The sequence below is a fragment of the Bacillus sp. FSL R5-0603 genome, from assembly GCF_038050295.1.
GTDB classification, from domain to species: domain Bacteria; phylum Bacillota; class Bacilli; order Bacillales; family Bacillaceae; genus Bacillus; species Bacillus subtilis.
Genome location: NZ_JBBOYP010000001.1, coordinates 1 through 21,713 on the forward strand (window position 1 = coordinate 1; position 21,713 = coordinate 21,713).

Here is a 21,713-nt window from a genome sequence, read left to right on the forward strand (position 1 = left end):
ATGGAAAATATATTAGACCTGTGGAACCAAGCCCTTGCTCAAATCGAAAAAAAGTTGAGCAAACCGAGTTTTGAGACTTGGATGAAGTCAACCAAAGCCCACTCACTGCAAGGCGATACATTAACAATCACGGCTCCCAATGAATTTGCCAGAGACTGGCTGGAGTCCAGATACTTGCATCTGATTGCAGATACTATATATGAATTAACCGGGGAAGAATTGAGCATTAAGTTTGTCATTCCTCAAAATCAAGATGTTGAGGACTTTATGCCGAAACCGCAAGTCAAAAAAGCGGTCAAAGAAGATACATCTGATTTTCCTCAAAATATGCTCAATCCAAAATATACTTTTGATACTTTTGTCATCGGATCTGGAAACCGATTTGCACACGCAGCTTCCCTCGCAGTAGCGGAAGCACCCGCGAAAGCTTACAACCCTTTATTTATCTATGGGGGCGTCGGCTTAGGGAAAACGCACTTAATGCATGCGATCGGCCATTATGTAATAGATCATAATCCTTCTGCCAAAGTGGTTTATCTGTCTTCTGAGAAATTCACAAACGAATTCATCAACTCTATCCGAGATAATAAAGCCGTCGACTTCCGCAATCGCTATCGAAATGTTGATGTGCTTTTGATAGATGATATTCAATTTTTAGCGGGGAAAGAACAAACCCAGGAAGAATTTTTCCATACATTTAACACATTGCACGAAGAAAGCAAACAAATCGTCATTTCAAGCGACCGACCGCCAAAGGAAATTCCGACACTTGAAGACAGATTGCGCTCACGTTTTGAATGGGGACTTATTACAGATATCACACCGCCTGATCTAGAAACGAGAATTGCAATTTTAAGAAAAAAAGCCAAAGCAGAAGGCCTCGATATTCCGAACGAGGTTATGCTTTACATCGCGAATCAAATCGACAGCAATATTCGGGAACTCGAAGGAGCATTAATCAGAGTTGTCGCTTATTCATCTTTAATTAATAAAGATATTAATGCTGATCTGGCCGCTGAGGCGTTGAAAGATATTATTCCTTCCTCAAAACCGAAAGTCATTACGATAAAAGAAATTCAGAGGGTAGTAGGCCAGCAATTTAATATTAAACTCGAGGATTTCAAAGCAAAAAAACGGACAAAGTCAGTAGCTTTTCCGCGTCAAATCGCCATGTACTTATCAAGGGAAATGACTGATTCCTCTCTTCCTAAAATCGGTGAAGAGTTTGGAGGACGTGATCATACGACCGTTATTCATGCGCATGAAAAAATTTCAAAACTGCTGGCAGATGATGAACAGCTTCAGCAGCATGTAAAAGAAATTAAAGAACAGCTTAAATAGCAGGACCGGGGATCAATCGGGGAAAGTGTGAATAACTTTTCGGAAGTCATACACAGTCTGTCCACATGTGGATAGGCTGTGTTTCCTGTCTTTTTCACAACTTATCCACAAATCCACAGGCCCTACTATTACTTCTACTATTTTTTTATAAATATATATATTAATACATTATCCGTTAGGAGGATAAAAATGAAATTCACGATTCAAAAAGATCGTCTTGTTGAAAGTGTCCAAGATGTATTAAAAGCAGTTTCATCCAGAACCACGATTCCCATTCTGACTGGTATTAAAATTGTTGCATCAGATGATGGAGTATCCTTTACAGGGAGTGACTCAGATATTTCTATTGAATCCTTCATTCCTAAAGAAGAAGGAGATAAAGAAATCGTCACTATTGAACAGCCCGGAAGCATCGTTTTACAGGCTCGCTTTTTTAGTGAAATTGTAAAAAAATTGCCGATGGCAACTGTAGAAATCGAAGTCCAAAATCAATATTTGACGATTATCCGTTCTGGTAAAGCTGAATTTAATCTAAACGGACTGGATGCTGATGAGTATCCGCACTTGCCGCAGATTGAAGAGCATCATGCGATTCAGATCCCAACTGATTTGTTAAAAAATCTAATCAGACAAACAGTATTTGCAGTGTCCACCTCAGAAACACGCCCTATCTTGACAGGTGTAAACTGGAAAGTGGAGCAAAGTGAATTATTATGCACTGCAACGGATAGCCACCGTCTTGCATTAAGAAAGGCAAAACTTGATATTCCAGAAGACAGATCTTATAACGTCGTGATTCCGGGAAAAAGTTTAACTGAACTCAGCAAGATTTTAGATGACAACCAGGAACTTGTAGATATCGTCATCACAGAAACCCAAGTTCTGTTTAAAGCGAAAAACGTCTTATTCTTCTCACGGCTTCTGGACGGGAATTATCCAGACACAACCAGCCTGATTCCGCAAGACAGCAAAACAGAAATCATTGTGAACACAAAAGAATTCCTTCAGGCCATTGATCGTGCATCTCTTTTAGCTAGAGAGGGACGCAACAACGTTGTAAAACTGTCCGCAAAACCGGCTGAATCCATTGAAATTTCTTCCAATTCGCCGGAAATCGGTAAAGTTGTGGAAGCAATTGCTGCGGATCAAGTTGAAGGTGAGGAATTAAATATCTCTTTTAGTCCAAAATATATGCTGGATGCACTAAAGGTGCTTGAAGGAGCAGAAATACGCGTAAGCTTTACAGGCGCAATGAGACCTTTCTTAATTCGCACGCCGAATGATGAAACGATTGTACAGCTTATCCTCCCTGTCAGAACCTATTAATCCGATACACTGCTGCCGACCTGTCGGCAGCTTTTCTATTCGGTATCTGCTCCGACAAGTTTTCCCTTTCCCTAATTCGTTTTTTTTTAGTACAATTAGATATTAGTGATATTTGAAAGAGGTCGATATAATGGCAAATCCGATTTCAATTGATACAGAGATGATTACACTCGGACAATTCTTAAAATTAGCCGATGTGATTCAGTCTGGCGGTATGGCGAAGTGGTTTTTAAGCGAGCATGAAGTGCTTGTGAACGATGAGCCGGACAACCGCCGGGGCAGAAAGCTGTATGTTGGAGATGTGGTAGAGATTGAAGGATTTGGTTCATTTCAAGTCGTCAATTAAAGCGGGTGACACTGATTGTATATCCAGAACTTAGAACTGACATCTTACCGCAACTACGACCATGCTGAACTTCAATTTGAAAATAAAGTAAATGTGATCATCGGAGAAAACGCCCAGGGGAAGACAAACCTCATGGAGGCGATCTATGTCTTGTCCATGGCGAAATCGCACCGGACATCAAATGACAAAGAACTTATACGGTGGGACAAAGACTATGCTAAAATAGAGGGAAGAGTGATGAAGCAAAACGGGGCGGTCCCGATGCAGCTCGTCATCTCCAAAAAGGGTAAAAAGGGCAAGGTCAATCATATTGAACAGCAAAAGCTCAGCCAGTATGTCGGGGCCCTCAACACCATTATGTTCGCGCCGGAAGATTTAAATCTTGTAAAGGGAAGCCCTCAAGTGAGAAGGCGGTTTCTTGACATGGAAATCGGACAGGTTTCTCCCGTCTACCTTCATGATCTTTCTCTTTACCAGAAAATCCTTTCCCAGCGGAATCATTTTTTGAAACAGCTGCAAACAAGAAAACAAACTGACCGGACGATGCTCGATGTTTTGACCGATCAGCTTGTAGAAGTTGCAGCAAAAGTCGTCGTAAAACGCCTGCAGTTTACAGCACAGCTCGAGAAATGGGCGCAGCCCATCCATGCAGGCATCTCAAGAGGACTTGAAGAACTGACCCTGAAATACCATACAGCTCTTGATGTATCAGATCCCCTAGATTTGTCGAAAATGGGAGATAGCTATCAAGAAGCGTTTTCTAAATTAAGAGAAAAAGAAATTGAGCGTGGTGTGACGCTGTCAGGGCCTCATCGTGATGATGTTCTTTTCTATGTGAACGGACGCGATGTGCAGACGTATGGTTCTCAAGGACAGCAGCGAACGACGGCGTTGTCCCTTAAGCTGGCGGAGATTGACCTGATCCATGAAGAAATCGGAGAATATCCCATTTTACTATTGGATGATGTACTGAGTGAACTGGATGATTATCGCCAGTCACACTTGCTTCATACGATCCAAGGCCGTGTACAAACGTTTGTCACAACGACAAGCGTTGATGGCATTGATCACGAAACCTTACGTCAAGCAGGAATGTTCCGTGTGCAAAATGGTGCGTTAGTGAAGTGAAGAAATGAGGTGAGCAATTGTATATTCATTTAGGTGATGACTTTGTGGTTTCAACACGAGATATTGTCGGCATTTTTGACTTTAAAGCCAACATGTCGCCTATTGTTGAAGAATTTCTGAAAAAACAGAAACACAAGGTGGTGCCTTCCGTAAACGGCACGCCCAAATCTATCGTAGTCACGGTTCAGAATATATATTACTCTCCCTTATCTTCCAGCACATTAAAAAAACGTGCGCAATTTATGTTTGAAATAGATTCTTAGAAATTTTTTTTCACGAATATATCGTTTAGAAAAGTGTAGGTGAATGACGTGGCTATGGAACAGCAGCAAAACAGTTATGATGAAAATCAGATACAGGTACTAGAAGGATTGGAAGCTGTTCGTAAAAGACCGGGGATGTATATCGGTTCGACAAACAGCAAAGGCCTTCACCACCTGGTATGGGAAATTGTCGACAATAGTATTGACGAAGCCCTCGCCGGTTATTGTACGGATATCAATATCCAAATCGAAAAAGACAACAGTATCACGGTTGTAGATAATGGCCGCGGTATTCCAGTCGGTATTCATGAAAAAATGGGCCGTCCTGCGGTAGAAGTCATTATGACGGTGCTTCATGCCGGAGGAAAATTTGACGGAAGCGGCTATAAAGTATCCGGAGGATTACACGGTGTAGGTGCGTCGGTCGTAAACGCACTATCAACAGAGCTTGATGTGACGGTTCAACGTGACGGTAAAATTCATCGCCAAACCTATAAACGCGGAGTTCCGGTTACAGACCTTGAAATCATTGGCGAAACGGATCATACAGGAACGACGACACATTTTGTCCCGGACCCTGAAATTTTCTCAGAAACAACCGAGTATGATTATGATCTGCTTGCCAACCGCGTGCGTGAATTAGCCTTTTTAACAAAGGGTGTAAACATCACGATTGAAGATAAACGTGAAGGACAAGAGCGCAAAAATGAATACCATTACGAAGGCGGAATTAAAAGTTATGTAGAGTATTTAAACCGCTCTAAAGAGGTTGTCCATGAAGAGCCGATTTACATTGAAGGCGAAAAGGACGGCATTACGGTTGAAGTGGCTTTGCAATACAATGACAGCTACACAAGCAACATTTACTCGTTTACAAACAACATTAACACGTACGAAGGCGGTACCCATGAAGCTGGCTTCAAAACGGGCCTGACTCGTGTTATCAACGATTACGCCAGAAAAAAAGGGCTTATTAAAGAAAATGATCCAAACCTAAGCGGAGATGACGTAAGGGAAGGGCTGACAGCGATTATTTCAATCAAACACCCTGATCCGCAGTTTGAGGGCCAAACGAAAACAAAGCTGGGCAACTCAGAAGCACGGACGATCACCGATACGTTATTTTCTACGGCGATGGAAACATTTATGCTGGAAAATCCAGATGCAGCCAAAAAAATTGTCGATAAAGGCTTAATGGCGGCAAGAGCAAGAATGGCTGCGAAAAAAGCCCGTGAACTAACACGTCGTAAGAGTGCTTTGGAAATTTCAAACCTGCCCGGTAAGTTAGCGGACTGCTCTTCAAAAGATCCGAGCATTTCCGAGTTATATATCGTAGAGGGTGACTCTGCCGGAGGATCTGCTAAACAAGGACGCGACAGACATTTCCAAGCCATTTTGCCGCTTAGAGGTAAAATCCTAAACGTTGAAAAGGCCAGACTGGATAAAATCCTTTCTAACAACGAAGTTCGCTCTATGATCACAGCGCTCGGCACAGGTATTGGGGAAGACTTCAACCTTGAGAAAGCCCGTTACCACAAAGTTGTCATTATGACAGATGCCGATGTTGACGGCGCGCACATCAGAACACTGCTGTTAACGTTCTTTTACAGATATATGCGCCAAATTATCGAAAATGGCTACGTGTACATTGCGCAGCCGCCGCTCTACAAGGTTCAACAGGGGAAACGTGTTGAATATGCGTACAATGACAAGGAGCTTGAAGAGCTGTTAAAAACTCTTCCTCAAACGCCTAAGCCTGGACTGCAGCGCTATAAAGGTCTTGGTGAAATGAATGCTACCCAGCTATGGGAGACAACCATGGATCCTAGTTCCAGAACACTTCTTCAGGTAACTCTTGAAGATGCAATGGATGCGGACGAGACTTTTGAAATGCTTATGGGCGACAAGGTAGAACCGCGCCGAAACTTCATAGAAGCGAATGCGAGATACGTTAAAAATCTTGACATCTAATCATAAAAAGCCTTATTTCCAATAAGAAATAAGGCTTTTTTCTGAACAAGATCAGATGCAGCAATGCCTGCAATACCTATATATTCTAGCAATTTAATGTGTATAATCATAAGTTTATTGATATAATGGAGAATAGTGAAATCGTATTGAAGGTCATAATGGACAATCTACTCCCACATATTTCATGTGATACTTCAGGGAGGTTTTTTAATGAGTGAACAAAACACACCACAAGTTCGTGAAATAAATATCAGTCAGGAAATGCGTACGTCCTTCTTGGATTATGCAATGAGCGTTATCGTGTCCCGTGCTCTTCCAGATGTTCGAGACGGTTTAAAACCGGTTCATAGACGGATTTTGTATGCAATGAATGATTTAGGCATGACAAGTGACAAGCCTTATAAAAAATCCGCGCGTATCGTTGGAGAAGTTATCGGGAAATACCACCCGCACGGTGATTCAGCGGTATATGAATCCATGGTCAGAATGGCTCAGGATTTCAACTACCGTTATATGCTCGTTGACGGTCACGGAAACTTCGGTTCTGTTGACGGAGACTCAGCGGCGGCCATGCGTTATACAGAAGCAAGAATGTCTAAAATCTCAATGGAGATTCTTCGCGACATCACAAAAGACACAATCGATTACCAGGATAACTATGACGGGTCAGAAAGAGAACCTGTCGTTATGCCTTCAAGGTTCCCGAATCTGCTCGTGAACGGTGCTGCCGGCATTGCGGTAGGTATGGCAACAAACATTCCTCCGCACCAGCTGGGAGAAATCATTGACGGTGTACTTGCTGTCAGTGAGAATCCGGACATTACCATTCCAGAGCTTATGGAAGTCATTCCAGGGCCTGATTTCCCGACTGCGGGTCAAATCTTGGGACGCAGCGGTATCCGGAAAGCATACGAATCAGGCCGAGGCTCTATCACGATCCGGGCAAAAGCTGAGATCGAACAAACATCTTCGGGTAAAGAAAGAATTATCGTTACAGAGTTACCTTACCAAGTAAATAAGGCGAAATTAATTGAGAAAATTGCTGATCTCGTAAGGGACAAAAAGATAGAGGGTATCACAGATCTGCGTGATGAGTCAGATCGTACAGGTATGAGAATTGTCATTGAAATCAGACGCGATGCCAATGCAAATGTCATCTTAAACAATCTGTACAAACAAACTGCTCTACAAACATCTTTTGGCATCAACCTGCTTGCACTTGTTGATGGCCAGCCGAAAGTTTTAACTCTTAAGCAATGCCTGGAGCATTACCTTGACCATCAAAAAGTTGTCATTAGACGCCGTACTGCTTATGAATTACGTAAAGCAGAAGCGAGAGCTCATATCTTGGAAGGATTGAGAGTTGCACTGGATCATCTCGATGCAGTTATCTCCCTTATCCGTAATTCTCAAACGGCTGAAATTGCGAGAACAGGTTTAATTGAACAATTCTCACTGACAGAGAAGCAAGCACAAGCGATCCTTGACATGAGGCTCCAGCGTTTAACGGGACTGGAACGTGAAAAGATAGAAGAAGAATACCAATCTCTTGTTAAATTAATTGCAGAGCTAAAAGACATCTTGGCAAATGAATATAAAGTGCTTGAGATCATTCGTGAAGAACTCACGGAAATCAAAGAGCGTTTTAACGATGAAAGACGTACTGAGATCGTCACTTCTGGACTGGAGACAATTGAAGATGAAGATCTCATCGAGAGAGAAAATATCGTAGTTACTCTGACGCACAACGGATACGTCAAACGTCTTCCTGCATCAACTTACCGCAGTCAAAAACGGGGCGGAAAAGGTGTACAAGGTATGGGAACAAACGAAGATGATTTCGTTGAACATTTGATCTCTACGTCAACTCATGACACGATTCTCTTCTTCTCGAACAAGGGGAAAGTGTATCGTGCAAAAGGGTATGAAATCCCTGAATACGGCAGAACGGCAAAAGGAATCCCGATTATTAACCTGCTGGAGGTAGAAAAAGGTGAGTGGATCAACGCGATTATTCCAGTCACGGAATTTAATGCGGAGCTTTACCTTTTCTTCACTACAAAGCATGGGGTTTCAAAACGAACATCGCTATCTCAATTCGCTAATATCCGAAACAATGGTCTAATTGCTCTGAGTCTTCGTGAAGATGATGAACTGATGGGTGTACGTCTGACTGACGGCACAAAACAAATCATCATTGGAACGAAAAACGGTTTACTGATCCGTTTCCCTGAAACAGATGTCCGGGAGATGGGAAGAACTGCGGCGGGCGTAAAAGGCATCACCCTGACGGATGACGACGTTGTTGTCGGCATGGAGATATTAGAGGAAGAATCACACGTCCTTATCGTAACTGAAAAAGGGTACGGAAAACGAACTCCGGCTGAAGAGTACAGAACCCAAAGCCGGGGCGGAAAAGGACTCAAAACAGCGAAAATCACCGAGAACAACGGCCAACTAGTAGCAGTGAAAGCTACTAAAGGTGAAGAGGATCTAATGATTATTACAGCTAGCGGCGTACTCATCAGAATGGACATCAATGATATCTCCATCACCGGACGTGTCACTCAAGGTGTGCGTCTCATCAGAATGGCAGAAGAAGAGCATGTTGCTACAGTAGCTTTAGTAGAGAAAAACGAAGAAGATGAGAATGAAGAAGAACAAGAAGAAGTGTGAGAAAAAGCGCAGCTGAAATAGCTGCGCTTTTTTGTGTCATAACCCTTTACAGTCATAAAAATTATGGTATAATCATTTCTGTTGTCTTTTTAAAGACACAAGCATGACCATTATGACTAGTAAAAACTTTTTTAAAAAAGTATTGACCTAGTTAACTAAAAATGTTACTATTAAGTAGTCGCTTCGAGAGAAGTACACAAAGTTCTTTGAAAACTAAACAAGACAAAACGTACCTGTTAATTCATTTTTATAAATCGCACAGCGATGTGCGTAGTCAGTCAAACTACTTTATCGGAGAGTTTGATCCTGGCTCAGGACGAACGCTGGCGGCGTGCCTAATACATGCAAGTCGAGCGGACAGATGGGAGCTTGCTCCCTGATGTTAGCGGCGGACGGGTGAGTAACACGTGGGTAACCTGCCTGTAAGACTGGGATAACTCCGGGAAACCGGGGCTAATACCGGATGGTTGTTTGAACCGCATGGTTCAAACATAAAAGGTGGCTTCGGCTACCACTTACAGATGGACCCGCGGCGCATTAGCTAGTTGGTGAGGTAACGGCTCACCAAGGCGACGATGCGTAGCCGACCTGAGAGGGTGATCGGCCACACTGGGACTGAGACACGGCCCAGACTCCTACGGGAGGCAGCAGTAGGGAATCTTCCGCAATGGACGAAAGTCTGACGGAGCAACGCCGCGTGAGTGATGAAGGTTTTCGGATCGTAAAGCTCTGTTGTTAGGGAAGAACAAGTACCGTTCGAATAGGGCGGTACCTTGACGGTACCTAACCAGAAAGCCACGGCTAACTACGTGCCAGCAGCCGCGGTAATACGTAGGTGGCAAGCGTTGTCCGGAATTATTGGGCGTAAAGGGCTCGCAGGCGGTTTCTTAAGTCTGATGTGAAAGCCCCCGGCTCAACCGGGGAGGGTCATTGGAAACTGGGGAACTTGAGTGCAGAAGAGGAGAGTGGAATTCCACGTGTAGCGGTGAAATGCGTAGAGATGTGGAGGAACACCAGTGGCGAAGGCGACTCTCTGGTCTGTAACTGACGCTGAGGAGCGAAAGCGTGGGGAGCGAACAGGATTAGATACCCTGGTAGTCCACGCCGTAAACGATGAGTGCTAAGTGTTAGGGGGTTTCCGCCCCTTAGTGCTGCAGCTAACGCATTAAGCACTCCGCCTGGGGAGTACGGTCGCAAGACTGAAACTCAAAGGAATTGACGGGGGCCCGCACAAGCGGTGGAGCATGTGGTTTAATTCGAAGCAACGCGAAGAACCTTACCAGGTCTTGACATCCTCTGACAATCCTAGAGATAGGACGTCCCCTTCGGGGGCAGAGTGACAGGTGGTGCATGGTTGTCGTCAGCTCGTGTCGTGAGATGTTGGGTTAAGTCCCGCAACGAGCGCAACCCTTGATCTTAGTTGCCAGCATTCAGTTGGGCACTCTAAGGTGACTGCCGGTGACAAACCGGAGGAAGGTGGGGATGACGTCAAATCATCATGCCCCTTATGACCTGGGCTACACACGTGCTACAATGGACAGAACAAAGGGCAGCGAAACCGCGAGGTTAAGCCAATCCCACAAATCTGTTCTCAGTTCGGATCGCAGTCTGCAACTCGACTGCGTGAAGCTGGAATCGCTAGTAATCGCGGATCAGCATGCCGCGGTGAATACGTTCCCGGGCCTTGTACACACCGCCCGTCACACCACGAGAGTTTGTAACACCCGAAGTCGGTGAGGTAACCTTTTAGGAGCCAGCCGCCGAAGGTGGGACAGATGATTGGGGTGAAGTCGTAACAAGGTAGCCGTATCGGAAGGTGCGGCTGGATCACCTCCTTTCTAAGGATATTATACGGAATATAAGACCTTGGGTCTTATAAACAGAACGTTCCCTGTCTTGTTTAGTTTTGAAGGAACTTTGTTCCTTGAATAAGTTAAGATGGGCCTGTAGCTCAGCTGGTTAGAGCGCACGCCTGATAAGCGTGAGGTCGGTGGTTCGAGTCCACTCAGGCCCACCATCTTATATAACGGGGCCTTAGCTCAGCTGGGAGAGCGCCTGCTTTGCACGCAGGAGGTCAGCGGTTCGATCCCGCTAGGCTCCACCAACGTGTTCTTTGAAAACTAGATAACAGTAGACATCACATTCAATTAGTAATACAAGATATCACATAGTGATTCTTTTTAACGGTTAAGTTAGAAAGGGCGCACGGTGGATGCCTTGGCACTAGGAGCCGATGAAGGACGGGACGAACACCGATATGCTTCGGGGAGCTGTAAGCAAGCTTTGATCCGGAGATTTCCGAATGGGGAAACCCACCACTCGTAATGGAGTGGTATCCATATCTGAATTCATAGGATATGAGAAGGCAGACCCGGGGAACTGAAACATCTAAGTACCCGGAGGAAGAGAAAGCAAATGCGATTCCCTGAGTAGCGGCGAGCGAAACGGGATTAGCCCAAACCAAGAGGCTTGCCTCTTGGGGTTGTAGGACACTCTGTACGGAGTTACAAAGGAACGAGGTAGATGAAGAGGTCTGGAAAGGCCCGCCATAGGAGGTAACAGCCCTGTAGTCAAAACTTCGTTCTCTCCTGAGTGGATCCTGAGTACGGCGGAACACGTGAAATTCCGTCGGAATCCGGGAGGACCATCTCCCAAGGCTAAATACTCCCTAGTGACCGATAGTGAACCAGTACCGTGAGGGAAAGGTGAAAAGCACCCCGGAAGGGGAGTGAAAGAGATCCTGAAACCGTGTGCCTACAAGTAGTCAGAGCCCGTTAACGGGTGATGGCGTGCCTTTTGTAGAATGAACCGGCGAGTTACGATCCCGTGCAAGGTTAAGCAGAAGATGCGGAGCCGCAGCGAAAGCGAGTCTGAATAGGGCGCATGAGTACGTGGTCGTAGACCCGAAACCAGGTGATCTACCCATGTCCAGGGTGAAGTTCAGGTAACACTGAATGGAGGCCCGAACCCACGCACGTTGAAAAGTGCGGGGATGAGGTGTGGGTAGGGGTGAAATGCCAATCGAACCTGGAGATAGCTGGTTCTCTCCGAAATAGCTTTAGGGCTAGCCTCAAGGTAAGAGTCTTGGAGGTAGAGCACTGATTGGACTAGGGGCCCCTACCGGGTTACCGAATTCAGTCAAACTCCGAATGCCAATGACTTATCCTTGGGAGTCAGACTGCGAGTGATAAGATCCGTAGTCGAAAGGGAAACAGCCCAGACCGCCAGCTAAGGTCCCAAAGTATACGTTAAGTGGAAAAGGATGTGGAGTTGCTTAGACAACCAGGATGTTGGCTTAGAAGCAGCCACCATTTAAAGAGTGCGTAATAGCTCACTGGTCGAGTGACTCTGCGCCGAAAATGTACCGGGGCTAAACGTATCACCGAAGCTGCGGACTGTTCTTCGAACAGTGGTAGGAGAGCGTTCTAAGGGCTGTGAAGCCAGACCGGAAGGACTGGTGGAGCGCTTAGAAGTGAGAATGCCGGTATGAGTAGCGAAAGAGGGGTGAGAATCCCCTCCACCGAATGCCTAAGGTTTCCTGAGGAAGGCTCGTCCGCTCAGGGTTAGTCGGGACCTAAGCCGAGGCCGAAAGGCGTAGGCGATGGACAACAGGTTGATATTCCTGTACCACCTCCTCACCATTTGAGCAATGGGGGGACGCAGGAGGATAGGGTAAGCGCGGTATTGGATATCCGCGTCCAAGCAGTTAGGCTGGGAAATAGGCAAATCCGTTTCCCATAAGGCTGAGCTGTGATGGCGAGCGAAATATAGTAGCGAAGTTCCTGATTCCACACTGCCAAGAAAAGCCTCTAGCGAGGTGAGAGGTGCCCGTACCGCAAACCGACACAGGTAGGCGAGGAGAGAATCCTAAGGTGATCGAGAGAACTCTCGTTAAGGAACTCGGCAAAATGACCCCGTAACTTCGGGAGAAGGGGTGCTCTGTTAGGGTGCAAGCCCGAGAGAGCCGCAGTGAATAGGCCCAGGCGACTGTTTAGCAAAAACACAGGTCTCTGCGAAGCCGTAAGGCGAAGTATAGGGGCTGACGCCTGCCCGGTGCTGGAAGGTTAAGAGGAGCGCTTAGCGTAAGCGAAGGTGCGAATTGAAGCCCCAGTAAACGGCGGCCGTAACTATAACGGTCCTAAGGTAGCGAAATTCCTTGTCGGGTAAGTTCCGACCCGCACGAAAGGCGCAACGATCTGGGCACTGTCTCAACGAGAGACTCGGTGAAATTATAGTACCTGTGAAGATGCAGGTTACCCGCGACAGGACGGAAAGACCCCGTGGAGCTTTACTGCAGCCTGATATTGAATGTTGGTACAGCTTGTACAGGATAGGTAGGAGCCTTGGAAACCGGAGCGCCAGCTTCGGTGGAGGCATCGGTGGGATACTACCCTGGCTGTATTGACCTTCTAACCCGCCGCCCTTATCGGGCGGGGAGACAGTGTCAGGTGGGCAGTTTGACTGGGGCGGTCGCCTCCTAAAAGGTAACGGAGGCGCCCAAAGGTTCCCTCAGAATGGTTGGAAATCATTCGCAGAGTGTAAAGGCACAAGGGAGCTTGACTGCGAGACCTACAAGTCGAGCAGGGACGAAAGTCGGGCTTAGTGATCCGGTGGTTCCGCATGGAAGGGCCATCGCTCAACGGATAAAAGCTACCCCGGGGATAACAGGCTTATCTCCCCCAAGAGTCCACATCGACGGGGAGGTTTGGCACCTCGATGTCGGCTCATCGCATCCTGGGGCTGTAGTCGGTCCCAAGGGTTGGGCTGTTCGCCCATTAAAGCGGTACGCGAGCTGGGTTCAGAACGTCGTGAGACAGTTCGGTCCCTATCCGTCGCGGGCGCAGGAAATTTGAGAGGAGCTGTCCTTAGTACGAGAGGACCGGGATGGACGCACCGCTGGTGTACCAGTTGTTCTGCCAAGGGCATCGCTGGGTAGCTATGTGCGGACGGGATAAGTGCTGAAAGCATCTAAGCATGAAGCCCCCCTCAAGATGAGATTTCCCATTCCGCAAGGAAGTAAGATCCCTGAAAGATGATCAGGTTGATAGGTCTGAGGTGGAAGTGTGGCGACACATGGAGCTGACAGATACTAATCGATCGAGGACTTAACCATATTTTTGAATGATGTCACATCTGTTATCTAGTTTTGAGAGAACACTCTCAATTTGTTTGGTGGCGATAGCGAAGAGGTCACACCCGTTCCCATACCGAACACGGAAGTTAAGCTCTTCAGCGCCGATGGTAGTCGGGGGTTTCCCCCTGTGAGAGTAGGACGCCGCCAAGCAAGTTTAAACCCAGCTCAATGAGCTGGGTTTTTTGTTTGTTAAAAATGAAGAAGAAACTGTGAAGCGTATTTAGGGAATTTCTTTTCTGTTACTAATAAAAACTGCTGAATTAACACGTAGTCATCACTTATATGCTGTGTTAATAACTCATACCACCATTCTGTTTCATACCTTGCAATCATCCCAACGTTGTACAAAATCAAATAATGAATTGTCATTTCGGGAAGCCTCAGAAATTGCTCCCTTTGAGAAGGGATATAATATTGGTTCTTTTCCATGTCAAACAATAAGCTGGTCGATGTCCATGGCTCCTTGTCTTGTGGTGAAATCTCGAACAGCAGCCCGTGTTCATTATTTTTTGTAAAAGACCATTGATAATGATGGGACATGTATTCAGCAAACCTTGAATCAGACATTTTGTAATTGATTACTACTTCCTCCGGTACAAAAATTTCGTTCTTATCCTTCTCAACTTTTGTCATAAATCGTTCTTTCTGCTGAAAGTAGAAAATATCGCTAAGTTCTGGAATGGTCATTAATAATTTTTTCATGGTATACCGTTCATCTACTATATCCGATTGTCCGAATAAATGTTTCATAAAATGTATGCATAGGCCATTTCGTTGTATTTTCACTTCATCATCGCTAAAACAATAATTTTGTTTCTTTCGTTTTCTTGTTGTTACGCCATGTGCCAGTACTGATGTATGGCTTGGATAATGAGGATCACGTGTAATTAAGCATGCTTTGATAAGCTGTGCCATTCCATAAAATAAAAGAATCGGTTTGATTTCTAAGGGAGAATATGCGGCTTGTTTATAAAACGATTCGGCATGCTTTAAGAAATAAATAAACCGTTCACTGTTCTTAAAAGAGTTTTTTTTCGCATCGTCAATACCGTTTAAGGTATAAACCTTTTCTAGAAATTTCTGGGTTGATTCAACGGAGTAAAATAGCGCTAAGTCTTTCCACTCATGATATGTCATGTATATTTCTTAATCCTTTCTGTTATCTAAATATTTCAACTCTTTCCCGCTTCCTTGACATGCTCTTGGCTAGTTGATAATCTACATATAATATTTTGCCGAAAAGAGGGGGATTTACTAATGTGGGAAAGTAAATTTTCAAAAGAAGGCTTAACGTTTGACGATGTGCTGCTTGTACCAGCAAAGTCTGAGGTACTTCCGCGTGATGTGGATTTATCTGTAGAACTTACAAAAACGTTAAAGCTAAATATTCCTGTCATCAGCGCAGGTATGGACACTGTAACAGAATCAGCAATGGCAATTGCAATGGCAAGACAGGGCGGCTTGGGCATCATTCACAAAAATATGTCCATTGAACAGCAGGCTGAACAAGTTGATAAAGTAAAGCGTTCTGAGCGCGGCGTTATCACAAATCCCTTCTTTTTAACTCCTGATCACCAAGTATTTGATGCGGAGCATTTGATGGGGAAATACAGAATTTCCGGTGTTCCGATTGTAAATAACGAAGAAGACCAGAAGCTTGTTGGAATTATTACAAACCGTGACCTTCGTTTTATTTCTGACTACTCAATGAAAATCAGCGACGTCATGACGAAAGAAGAGCTAGTTACTGCATCTGTAGGAACTACTCTGGATGAAGCTGAAAAGATTTTGCAGAAACATAAAATTGAAAAGCTTCCTCTCGTAGATGACCAGAATAAATTAAAAGGTCTTATCACAATTAAAGACATTGAAAAAGTCATTGAGTTCCCGAACTCATCTAAAGACATTCACGGCCGCCTGATCGTTGGCGCGGCAGTTGGTGTAACTGGCGATACAATGACTCGCGTCAAAAAGCTTGTTGAAGCCAATGTTGATGTGATTGTTATCGATACAGCTCACGGACACTCTCAAGGCGTTTTAAACACAGTCACAAAAATCCGTGAAACGTATCCCGAATTAAACATTATTGCTGGAAACGTGGCAACAGCTGAAGCGACAAGAGCGCTTATCGAAGCTGGAGCAGACGTTGTCAAAGTTGGAATAGGGCCTGGTTCAATTTGTACTACACGTGTTGTAGCCGGCGTCGGTGTTCCGCAAATTACAGCAATTTATGATTGTGCGACTGAAGCAAGAAAACACGGCAAAACAATCATCGCCGACGGTGGGATTAAATTCTCTGGCGATATCACTAAAGCATTGGCAGCCGGCGGACATGCTGTTATGCTCGGAAGCTTGCTTGCAGGCACATCAGAAAGCCCTGGTGAAACTGAAATCTACCAAGGCAGAAGATTTAAGGTATACCGCGGCATGGGATCAGTTGCTGCAATGGAAAAAGGAAGTAAAGACCGTTACTTCCAAGAAGAAAACAAAAAATTTGTTCCTGAAGGAATTGAAGGACGCACACCTTACAAAGGACCAGTTGAAGAAACCGTTTATCAGCTAGTCGGAGGCCTTCGTTCTGGTATGGGGTATTGCGGGTCCAAAGATCTGCGTGCGCTAAGAGAAGAAGCTCAGTTCATTCGCATGACTGGCGCAGGACTTCGCGAAAGCCATCCGCATGACGTACAGATTACAAAAGAATCACCTAACTATACAATTTCATAATAAATTGTTACAAATTAAAAACATTTGACAGGGTCTCTGACTCTGTCTATTTTTTTTATACTGATTATGATAAAATTTATACTGTTGTGCATTGAAAATGTCCTTAACGGCTTAATTATAGATGAAGAAAATGAAATACGGAGGTCGTACGATTGAACATCAAGAAATGTAAACAGCTACTGATGTCATTGGTTGTGTTAACTCTAGCTGTCACGTGTCTGGCTCCAATGTCAAAAGCAAAAGCAGCCAGCGATCCAATTGATATCAATGCATCTGCTGCTATTATGATCGAAGCTTCTTCAGGTAAAATTCTTTACAGTAAAAATGCAGATAAGAGACTGCCAATTGCCAGTATGACAAAAATGATGACAGAGTATCTGTTATTAGAAGCAATTGATCAAGGTAAAGTGAAATGGGACCAAACCTATACGCCTGATGACTATGTGTATGAAATTTCCCAAGATAACAGCTTATCAAACGTTCCTCTTCGGAAAGACGGGAAATACACAGTAAAAGAATTATATCAAGCTACAGCAATTTATTCTGCAAATGCTGCTGCTATTGCGATTGCAGAAATCGTTGCAGGTTCTGAAACTAAGTTTGTTGAAAAAATGAATGCAAAAGCAAAAGAACTAGGGTTAACAGATTACAAATTTGTTAACGCAACAGGTCTTGAAAACAAAGATCTTCACGGGCATCAGCCTGAGGGGACAAGCGTAAATGAAGAAAGTGAAGTTTCTGCAAAGGATATGGCGATTCTTGCGGATCACTTGATTACTGACTACCCTGAGATACTGGAGACTTCCAGTATCGCCAAAACGAAATTCCGAGAAGGCACCGATGATGAAATGGACATGCCGAACTGGAATTTTATGCTGAAGGGGCTTGTCAGCGAGTATAAAAAAGCGACTGTAGACGGACTGAAAACAGGTTCTACTGACTCTGCGGGTTCATGCTTTACAGGAACAGCTGAACGCAACGGTATGCGTGTCATCACTGTTGTTTTAAACGCAAAGGGCAACCTTCATACAGGCCGTTTCGATGAAACGAAGAAAATGTTTGATTATGCTTTCGACAATTTCTCCATGAAAGAAATTTATGCTGAAGGCGATCAAGTAAAAGGCCATAAAACAATTTCAGTTGATAAGGGTAAAGAGAAAGAAGTAGGCATTGTGACAAACAAGGCGTTCTCTCTTCCTGTCAAAAATGGTGAAGAAAAGAATTACAAAGCGAAGGTCACACTGAATAAAGACAACTTAACTGCTCCTGTGAAAAAAGGAACCAAGGTTGGGAAGCTGACTGCGGAATACACAGGTGATGAAAAGGATTACGGATTCCTTAACAGCGATCTGGCTGGCGTAGACCTTGTTACAAAAGAAAATGTAGAAAAAGCAAACTGGTTTGTTTTGACAATGCGCAGTATCGGCGGATTTTTTGCCGGAATTTGGGGAAGCATTGTTGATACGGTAACCGGCTGGTTTTAATCAATTGAAAGAGCTCTGATGGATGTTAGGGCTCTTTCGCGTAATATACTGAAAAAACCCAATTTTTAATAAAAAATGATTTTCAAAGCGCTAAAAACCGAATAAAATAGTATATATCCATATGAATTATTGGATTTCTAGGATACAATAAGGATTAGAAATCATATAACTATACCTTGATTAGGGGGACCAAGAAATGGCTCAAACAGGTACTGAACGTGTAAAACGCGGAATGGCAGAAATGCAAAAAGGCGGCGTCATCATGGACGTCATCAATGCGGAACAAGCGAAAATCGCTGAAGAAGCTGGAGCTGTCGCTGTAATGGCGCTAGAACGTGTGCCAGCAGATATTCGCGCGGCTGGAGGAGTTGCCCGTATGGCTGACCCTACAATCGTGGAAGAAGTAATGAATGCAGTATCTATCCCGGTAATGGCAAAAGCGCGTATCGGACATATTGTTGAAGCGCGTGTGCTTGAAGCTATGGGTGTTGACTATATTGATGAAAGTGAAGTTCTGACGCCGGCTGACGAAGAATTTCATTTAAATAAAAATGAATACACAGTTCCTTTTGTCTGTGGCTGCCGTGATCTTGGTGAAGCAACACGCCGTATTGCGGAAGGTGCTTCTATGCTTCGCACAAAAGGTGAGCCTGGAACAGGTAATATTGTCGAGGCTGTTCGCCATATGCGCAAAGTTAACGCTCAAGTGCGCAAAGTAGTTGCGATGAGTGAGGATGAACTAATGACAGAAGCGAAAAATCTAGGTGCTCCTTACGAGCTTCTTCTTCAAATTAAAAAAGACGGCAAGCTTCCTGTCGTTAACTTTGCCGCTGGCGGTGTAGCAACTCCAGCTGATGCTGCTCTCATGATGCAGCTCGGTGCTGACGGAGTATTTGTTGGTTCTGGTATTTTCAAATCAGACAACCCTGCTAAATTTGCGAAAGCAATTGTGGAAGCAACAACTCACTTTACTGATTACAAATTGATCGCTGAGTTGTCAAAAGAGCTTGGTACTGCAATGAAAGGGATTGAAATCTCAAACTTACTTCCAGAACAGCGTATGCAAGAACGCGGCTGGTAAGAACATAGGAGCGCTGCTGACATGTTAACAATAGGTGTACTAGGACTTCAAGGAGCAGTTAGAGAGCACATCCATGCGATTGAAGCATGCGGCGCGGCTGGTCTTGTCGTAAAACGTCCGGAGCAGCTGAACGAAGTTGACGGGTTGATTTTGCCGGGCGGTGAGAGCACGACGATGCGCCGTTTGATCGATACGTATCAATTCATGGAGCCGCTTCGTGAATTCGCTGCTCAGGGCAAACCGATGTTTGGAACATGTGCCGGATTAATTATATTAGCAAAAGAAATTGCCGGTTCAGATAATCCTCATTTAGGTCTTCTGAATGTGGTTGTAGAACGTAATTCATTTGGCCGGCAGGTTGACAGCTTTGAAGCTGATTTAACAATTAAAGGCTTGGACGAGCCTTTTACAGGGGTATTCATCCGTGCTCCGCATATTTTAGAAGCTGGTGAAAATGTTGAAGTTCTATCGGAGCATAATGGTCGTATTGTAGCCGCGAAACAGGGGCAATTCCTTGGCTGCTCATTCCATCCGGAGCTGACAGAAGATCACCGAGTGACACAGCTGTTTGTTGAAATGGTTGAGGAATATAAGCAAAAGGCACTTGTATAAAACAGTTGAAAGCTGTGGAAACTTATAGTACATTATAAGCACAAATAAAGATCGAAAAGCGTTGATAGGAACTAGTAGGAAGCCTCTCTTTCTAAGAGAGCCGATGGTTGGTGCGAATCGGTGAAAGATGCTGTCTGAATCCATCCTTGAGCGAAATGCTGAAACAAGTAGGCATTTACGGGATAACCGTTATGTTTGAAAGTGGAAAACGAGTCTTTGATTTGTTTTCAATCAGGGTGGCAACGCGAGAGCTCTCGTCCCTTTATGGGGATGAGGGCTCTTTTTATTTTCGACAAATCAATAAAAAAAGGAGTGTTTCGCATGCTTGATACGAAAATGCTGAGAGCAAATTTTCAAGAAATTAAAGCAAAGCTTGTACACAAAGGCGAAGACTTAACTGATTTTGATAAGTTTGAGGCGCTGGATGATAGACGAAGAGAGCTTATCGGCAAGGTTGAAGAGTTAAAAGGAAAACGAAATGAAGTTTCTCAGCAGGTTGCTGTGCTGAAGCGTGAGAAAAAAGACGCGGATCACATTATTAAAGAAATGCGTGAAGTCGGCGAGGAAATTAAAAAGCTTGATGAAGAATTACGGACAGTGGAAGCTGAGCTTGATACAATCCTTCTCTCAATCCCGAATATTCCGCATGAGTCTGTACCTGTCGGTGAAACAGAAGACGACAACGTAGAAGTGCGTAAATGGGGTGAAAAGCCTTCATTTGCTTATGAGCCGAAGCCGCACTGGGATATTGCGGATGAGCTGGGTATTCTGGATTTTGAACGTGCTGCCAAAGTAACAGGAAGCCGTTTCGTGTTCTATAAAGGCTTAGGTGCTCGTCTGGAGCGTGCGCTTTATAACTTTATGCTTGATCTGCATGTGGATGAGTATAACTACACTGAAGTGATCCCGCCATATATGGTAAACCGCGCAAGCATGACGGGAACGGGGCAGCTTCCTAAATTTGAAGAGGATGCATTTAAAATCAGAGAAGAAGATTATTTCTTAATTCCAACGGCGGAAGTGCCGATTACAAACATGCATCGCGATGAAATCCTTTCAGGTGACAGCCTGCCGATCAACTATGCGGCATTCAGTGCTTGCTTCCGTTCTGAAGCTGGTTCAGCAGGACGTGACACACGCGGATTAATTCGTCAGCACCAATTTAATAAAGTTGAGCTTGTAAAGTTTGTGAAGCCTGAAGATTCTTATGAAGAATTAGAGAAGCTTACAAACCAAGCAGAACGGGTTCTTCAGCTGCTTGAGCTTCCATACCGTGTCATGAGCATGTGTACGGGTGACTTAGGCTTTACGGCTGCGAAAAAATACGATATCGAAGTTTGGATTCCAAGCCAAGACACATATCGAGAAATCTCTTCTTGCAGCAACTTCGAAGCGTTCCAGGCGAGACGTGCGAATATTCGTTTTAGACGTGAAGCGAAAGGCAAGCCTGAGCATGTACACACACTGAACGGTTCAGGACTGGCGGTTGGAAGAACAGTTGCCGCTATCTTAGAAAATTATCAGCAGGAAGACGGAAGCGTTGTGATTCCGAAAGTGCTCCGTCCTTATATGGGGAATAGAGAAGTAATGAAACCGTAAATTATGGAAAGGCGTGCCTGACAAGGTG

13 protein-coding genes, 2 tRNA genes, 3 rRNA genes and 1 other annotated feature are annotated in these 21,713 nt (G+C 44.6%); of the genes, 17 read left to right on the top strand and 1 reads right to left on the bottom strand.

The genetic code is table 11. The features are described 5' to 3' along the window. From dnaA to rrf, 12 genes are all read left to right on the top strand, one after another. A complete protein-coding gene (gene dnaA, locus NYE56_RS00005; protein WP_003242674.1) occupies positions 1 to 1,341 on the top strand; it encodes a chromosomal replication initiator protein DnaA in 1,341 nt (446 codons plus the stop codon). Between the two features lie 189 nt (positions 1,342 to 1,530). Next, positions 1,531 to 2,667, top strand: coding sequence for a DNA polymerase III subunit beta (gene dnaN / locus NYE56_RS00010; protein ID WP_123374041.1), 1,137 nt, complete (start codon positions 1,531 to 1,533; stop codon positions 2,665 to 2,667). Positions 2,668 to 2,797: 130 nt separating this feature from the next. Then, positions 2,798 to 3,013 carry a ribosome maturation protein RlbA gene (gene rlbA / locus NYE56_RS00015; protein WP_003226810.1) on the top strand — a complete coding sequence of 72 codons (216 nt, stop codon included), beginning with the start codon at positions 2,798 to 2,800 and terminating at the stop codon, positions 3,011 to 3,013. Between the two features lie 15 nt (positions 3,014 to 3,028). Further along, positions 3,029 to 4,141: a DNA replication/repair protein RecF gene (recF, locus tag NYE56_RS00020; RefSeq protein ID WP_341283290.1), complete on the top strand. Its 1,113-nt coding sequence runs from the start codon at positions 3,029 to 3,031 to the stop codon at positions 4,139 to 4,141. 17 nt (positions 4,142 to 4,158) lie between these two features. Further along, complete coding sequence (remB, locus tag NYE56_RS00025; protein ID WP_003219266.1) at positions 4,159 to 4,404, top strand: extracellular matrix regulator RemB; 246 nt, start codon at positions 4,159 to 4,161, stop codon at positions 4,402 to 4,404. Positions 4,405 to 4,458: 54 nt separating this feature from the next. After that, a complete protein-coding gene (gene gyrB / locus NYE56_RS00030; protein WP_341284367.1) occupies positions 4,459 to 6,375 on the top strand; it encodes a DNA topoisomerase (ATP-hydrolyzing) subunit B in 1,917 nt (638 codons plus the stop codon). A 210-nt stretch (positions 6,376 to 6,585) separates the two neighbouring features. Next, complete coding sequence (gyrA, locus tag NYE56_RS00035) at positions 6,586 to 9,051, top strand: DNA topoisomerase (ATP-hydrolyzing) subunit A (protein WP_003244540.1); 2,466 nt, start codon at positions 6,586 to 6,588, stop codon at positions 9,049 to 9,051. A 288-nt stretch (positions 9,052 to 9,339) separates the two neighbouring features. Next, positions 9,340 to 10,889, top strand: a 16S ribosomal RNA gene (locus NYE56_RS00040). Between the two features lie 102 nt (positions 10,890 to 10,991). Then, positions 10,992 to 11,068, top strand: a tRNA-Ile gene (locus NYE56_RS00045). An 11-nt stretch (positions 11,069 to 11,079) separates the two neighbouring features. After that, positions 11,080 to 11,155, top strand: a tRNA-Ala gene (locus NYE56_RS00050). 81 nt (positions 11,156 to 11,236) lie between these two features. Further along, positions 11,237 to 14,164: ribosomal RNA gene (locus NYE56_RS00055) — 23S ribosomal RNA — on the top strand. A 55-nt stretch (positions 14,165 to 14,219) separates the two neighbouring features. After that, a 5S ribosomal RNA gene (rrf, locus tag NYE56_RS00060) occupies positions 14,220 to 14,335 on the top strand. Together the 16S, 23S and 5S rRNA genes with 2 tRNA genes alongside form the textbook arrangement of a ribosomal RNA operon. 39 nt (positions 14,336 to 14,374) lie before the next feature. On the opposite strand, the gene NYE56_RS00065 is transcribed toward rrf, so the two are convergent. Further along, on the bottom strand, positions 14,375 to 15,322 hold the full coding sequence (locus NYE56_RS00065; RefSeq protein ID WP_341283291.1) for a YaaC family protein: 948 nt from the start codon (positions 15,320 to 15,322) through the stop codon (positions 14,375 to 14,377). Positions 15,323 to 15,442: 120 nt separating this feature from the next. Between NYE56_RS00065 and guaB the strand changes: the two genes are divergently transcribed. The 5 genes from guaB (at position 15,443) to serS (ending at position 21,685) form a co-directional block, all read left to right on the top strand. Then, positions 15,443 to 16,909: an IMP dehydrogenase gene (guaB, locus tag NYE56_RS00070; RefSeq protein WP_003226803.1), complete on the top strand. Its 1,467-nt coding sequence runs from the start codon at positions 15,443 to 15,445 to the stop codon at positions 16,907 to 16,909. Positions 16,910 to 17,061: 152 nt separating this feature from the next. After that, positions 17,062 to 18,393, top strand: a complete 1,332-nt coding sequence (gene dacA, locus NYE56_RS00075; RefSeq protein ID WP_015482683.1) for a D-alanyl-D-alanine carboxypeptidase — start codon at positions 17,062 to 17,064, stop codon at positions 18,391 to 18,393. A 196-nt stretch (positions 18,394 to 18,589) separates the two neighbouring features. Then, a complete protein-coding gene (gene pdxS, locus NYE56_RS00080) occupies positions 18,590 to 19,474 on the top strand; it encodes a pyridoxal 5'-phosphate synthase lyase subunit PdxS (protein WP_003247145.1) in 885 nt (294 codons plus the stop codon). A gap of 21 nt (positions 19,475 to 19,495) precedes the next feature. After that, entirely contained in the window at positions 19,496 to 20,086 is a 591-nt protein-coding gene (gene pdxT / locus NYE56_RS00085; RefSeq protein WP_003226797.1) for a pyridoxal 5'-phosphate synthase glutaminase subunit PdxT, read from the top strand. 52 nt (positions 20,087 to 20,138) lie between these two features. Continuing rightward, positions 20,139 to 20,351, top strand: a binding site (T-box leader). Between the two features lie 56 nt (positions 20,352 to 20,407). Continuing rightward, positions 20,408 to 21,685, top strand: a complete 1,278-nt coding sequence (serS, locus tag NYE56_RS00090; RefSeq protein WP_003247131.1) for a serine--tRNA ligase — start codon at positions 20,408 to 20,410, stop codon at positions 21,683 to 21,685. The last annotated feature ends 28 nt before the right edge of the window (positions 21,686 to 21,713 follow it).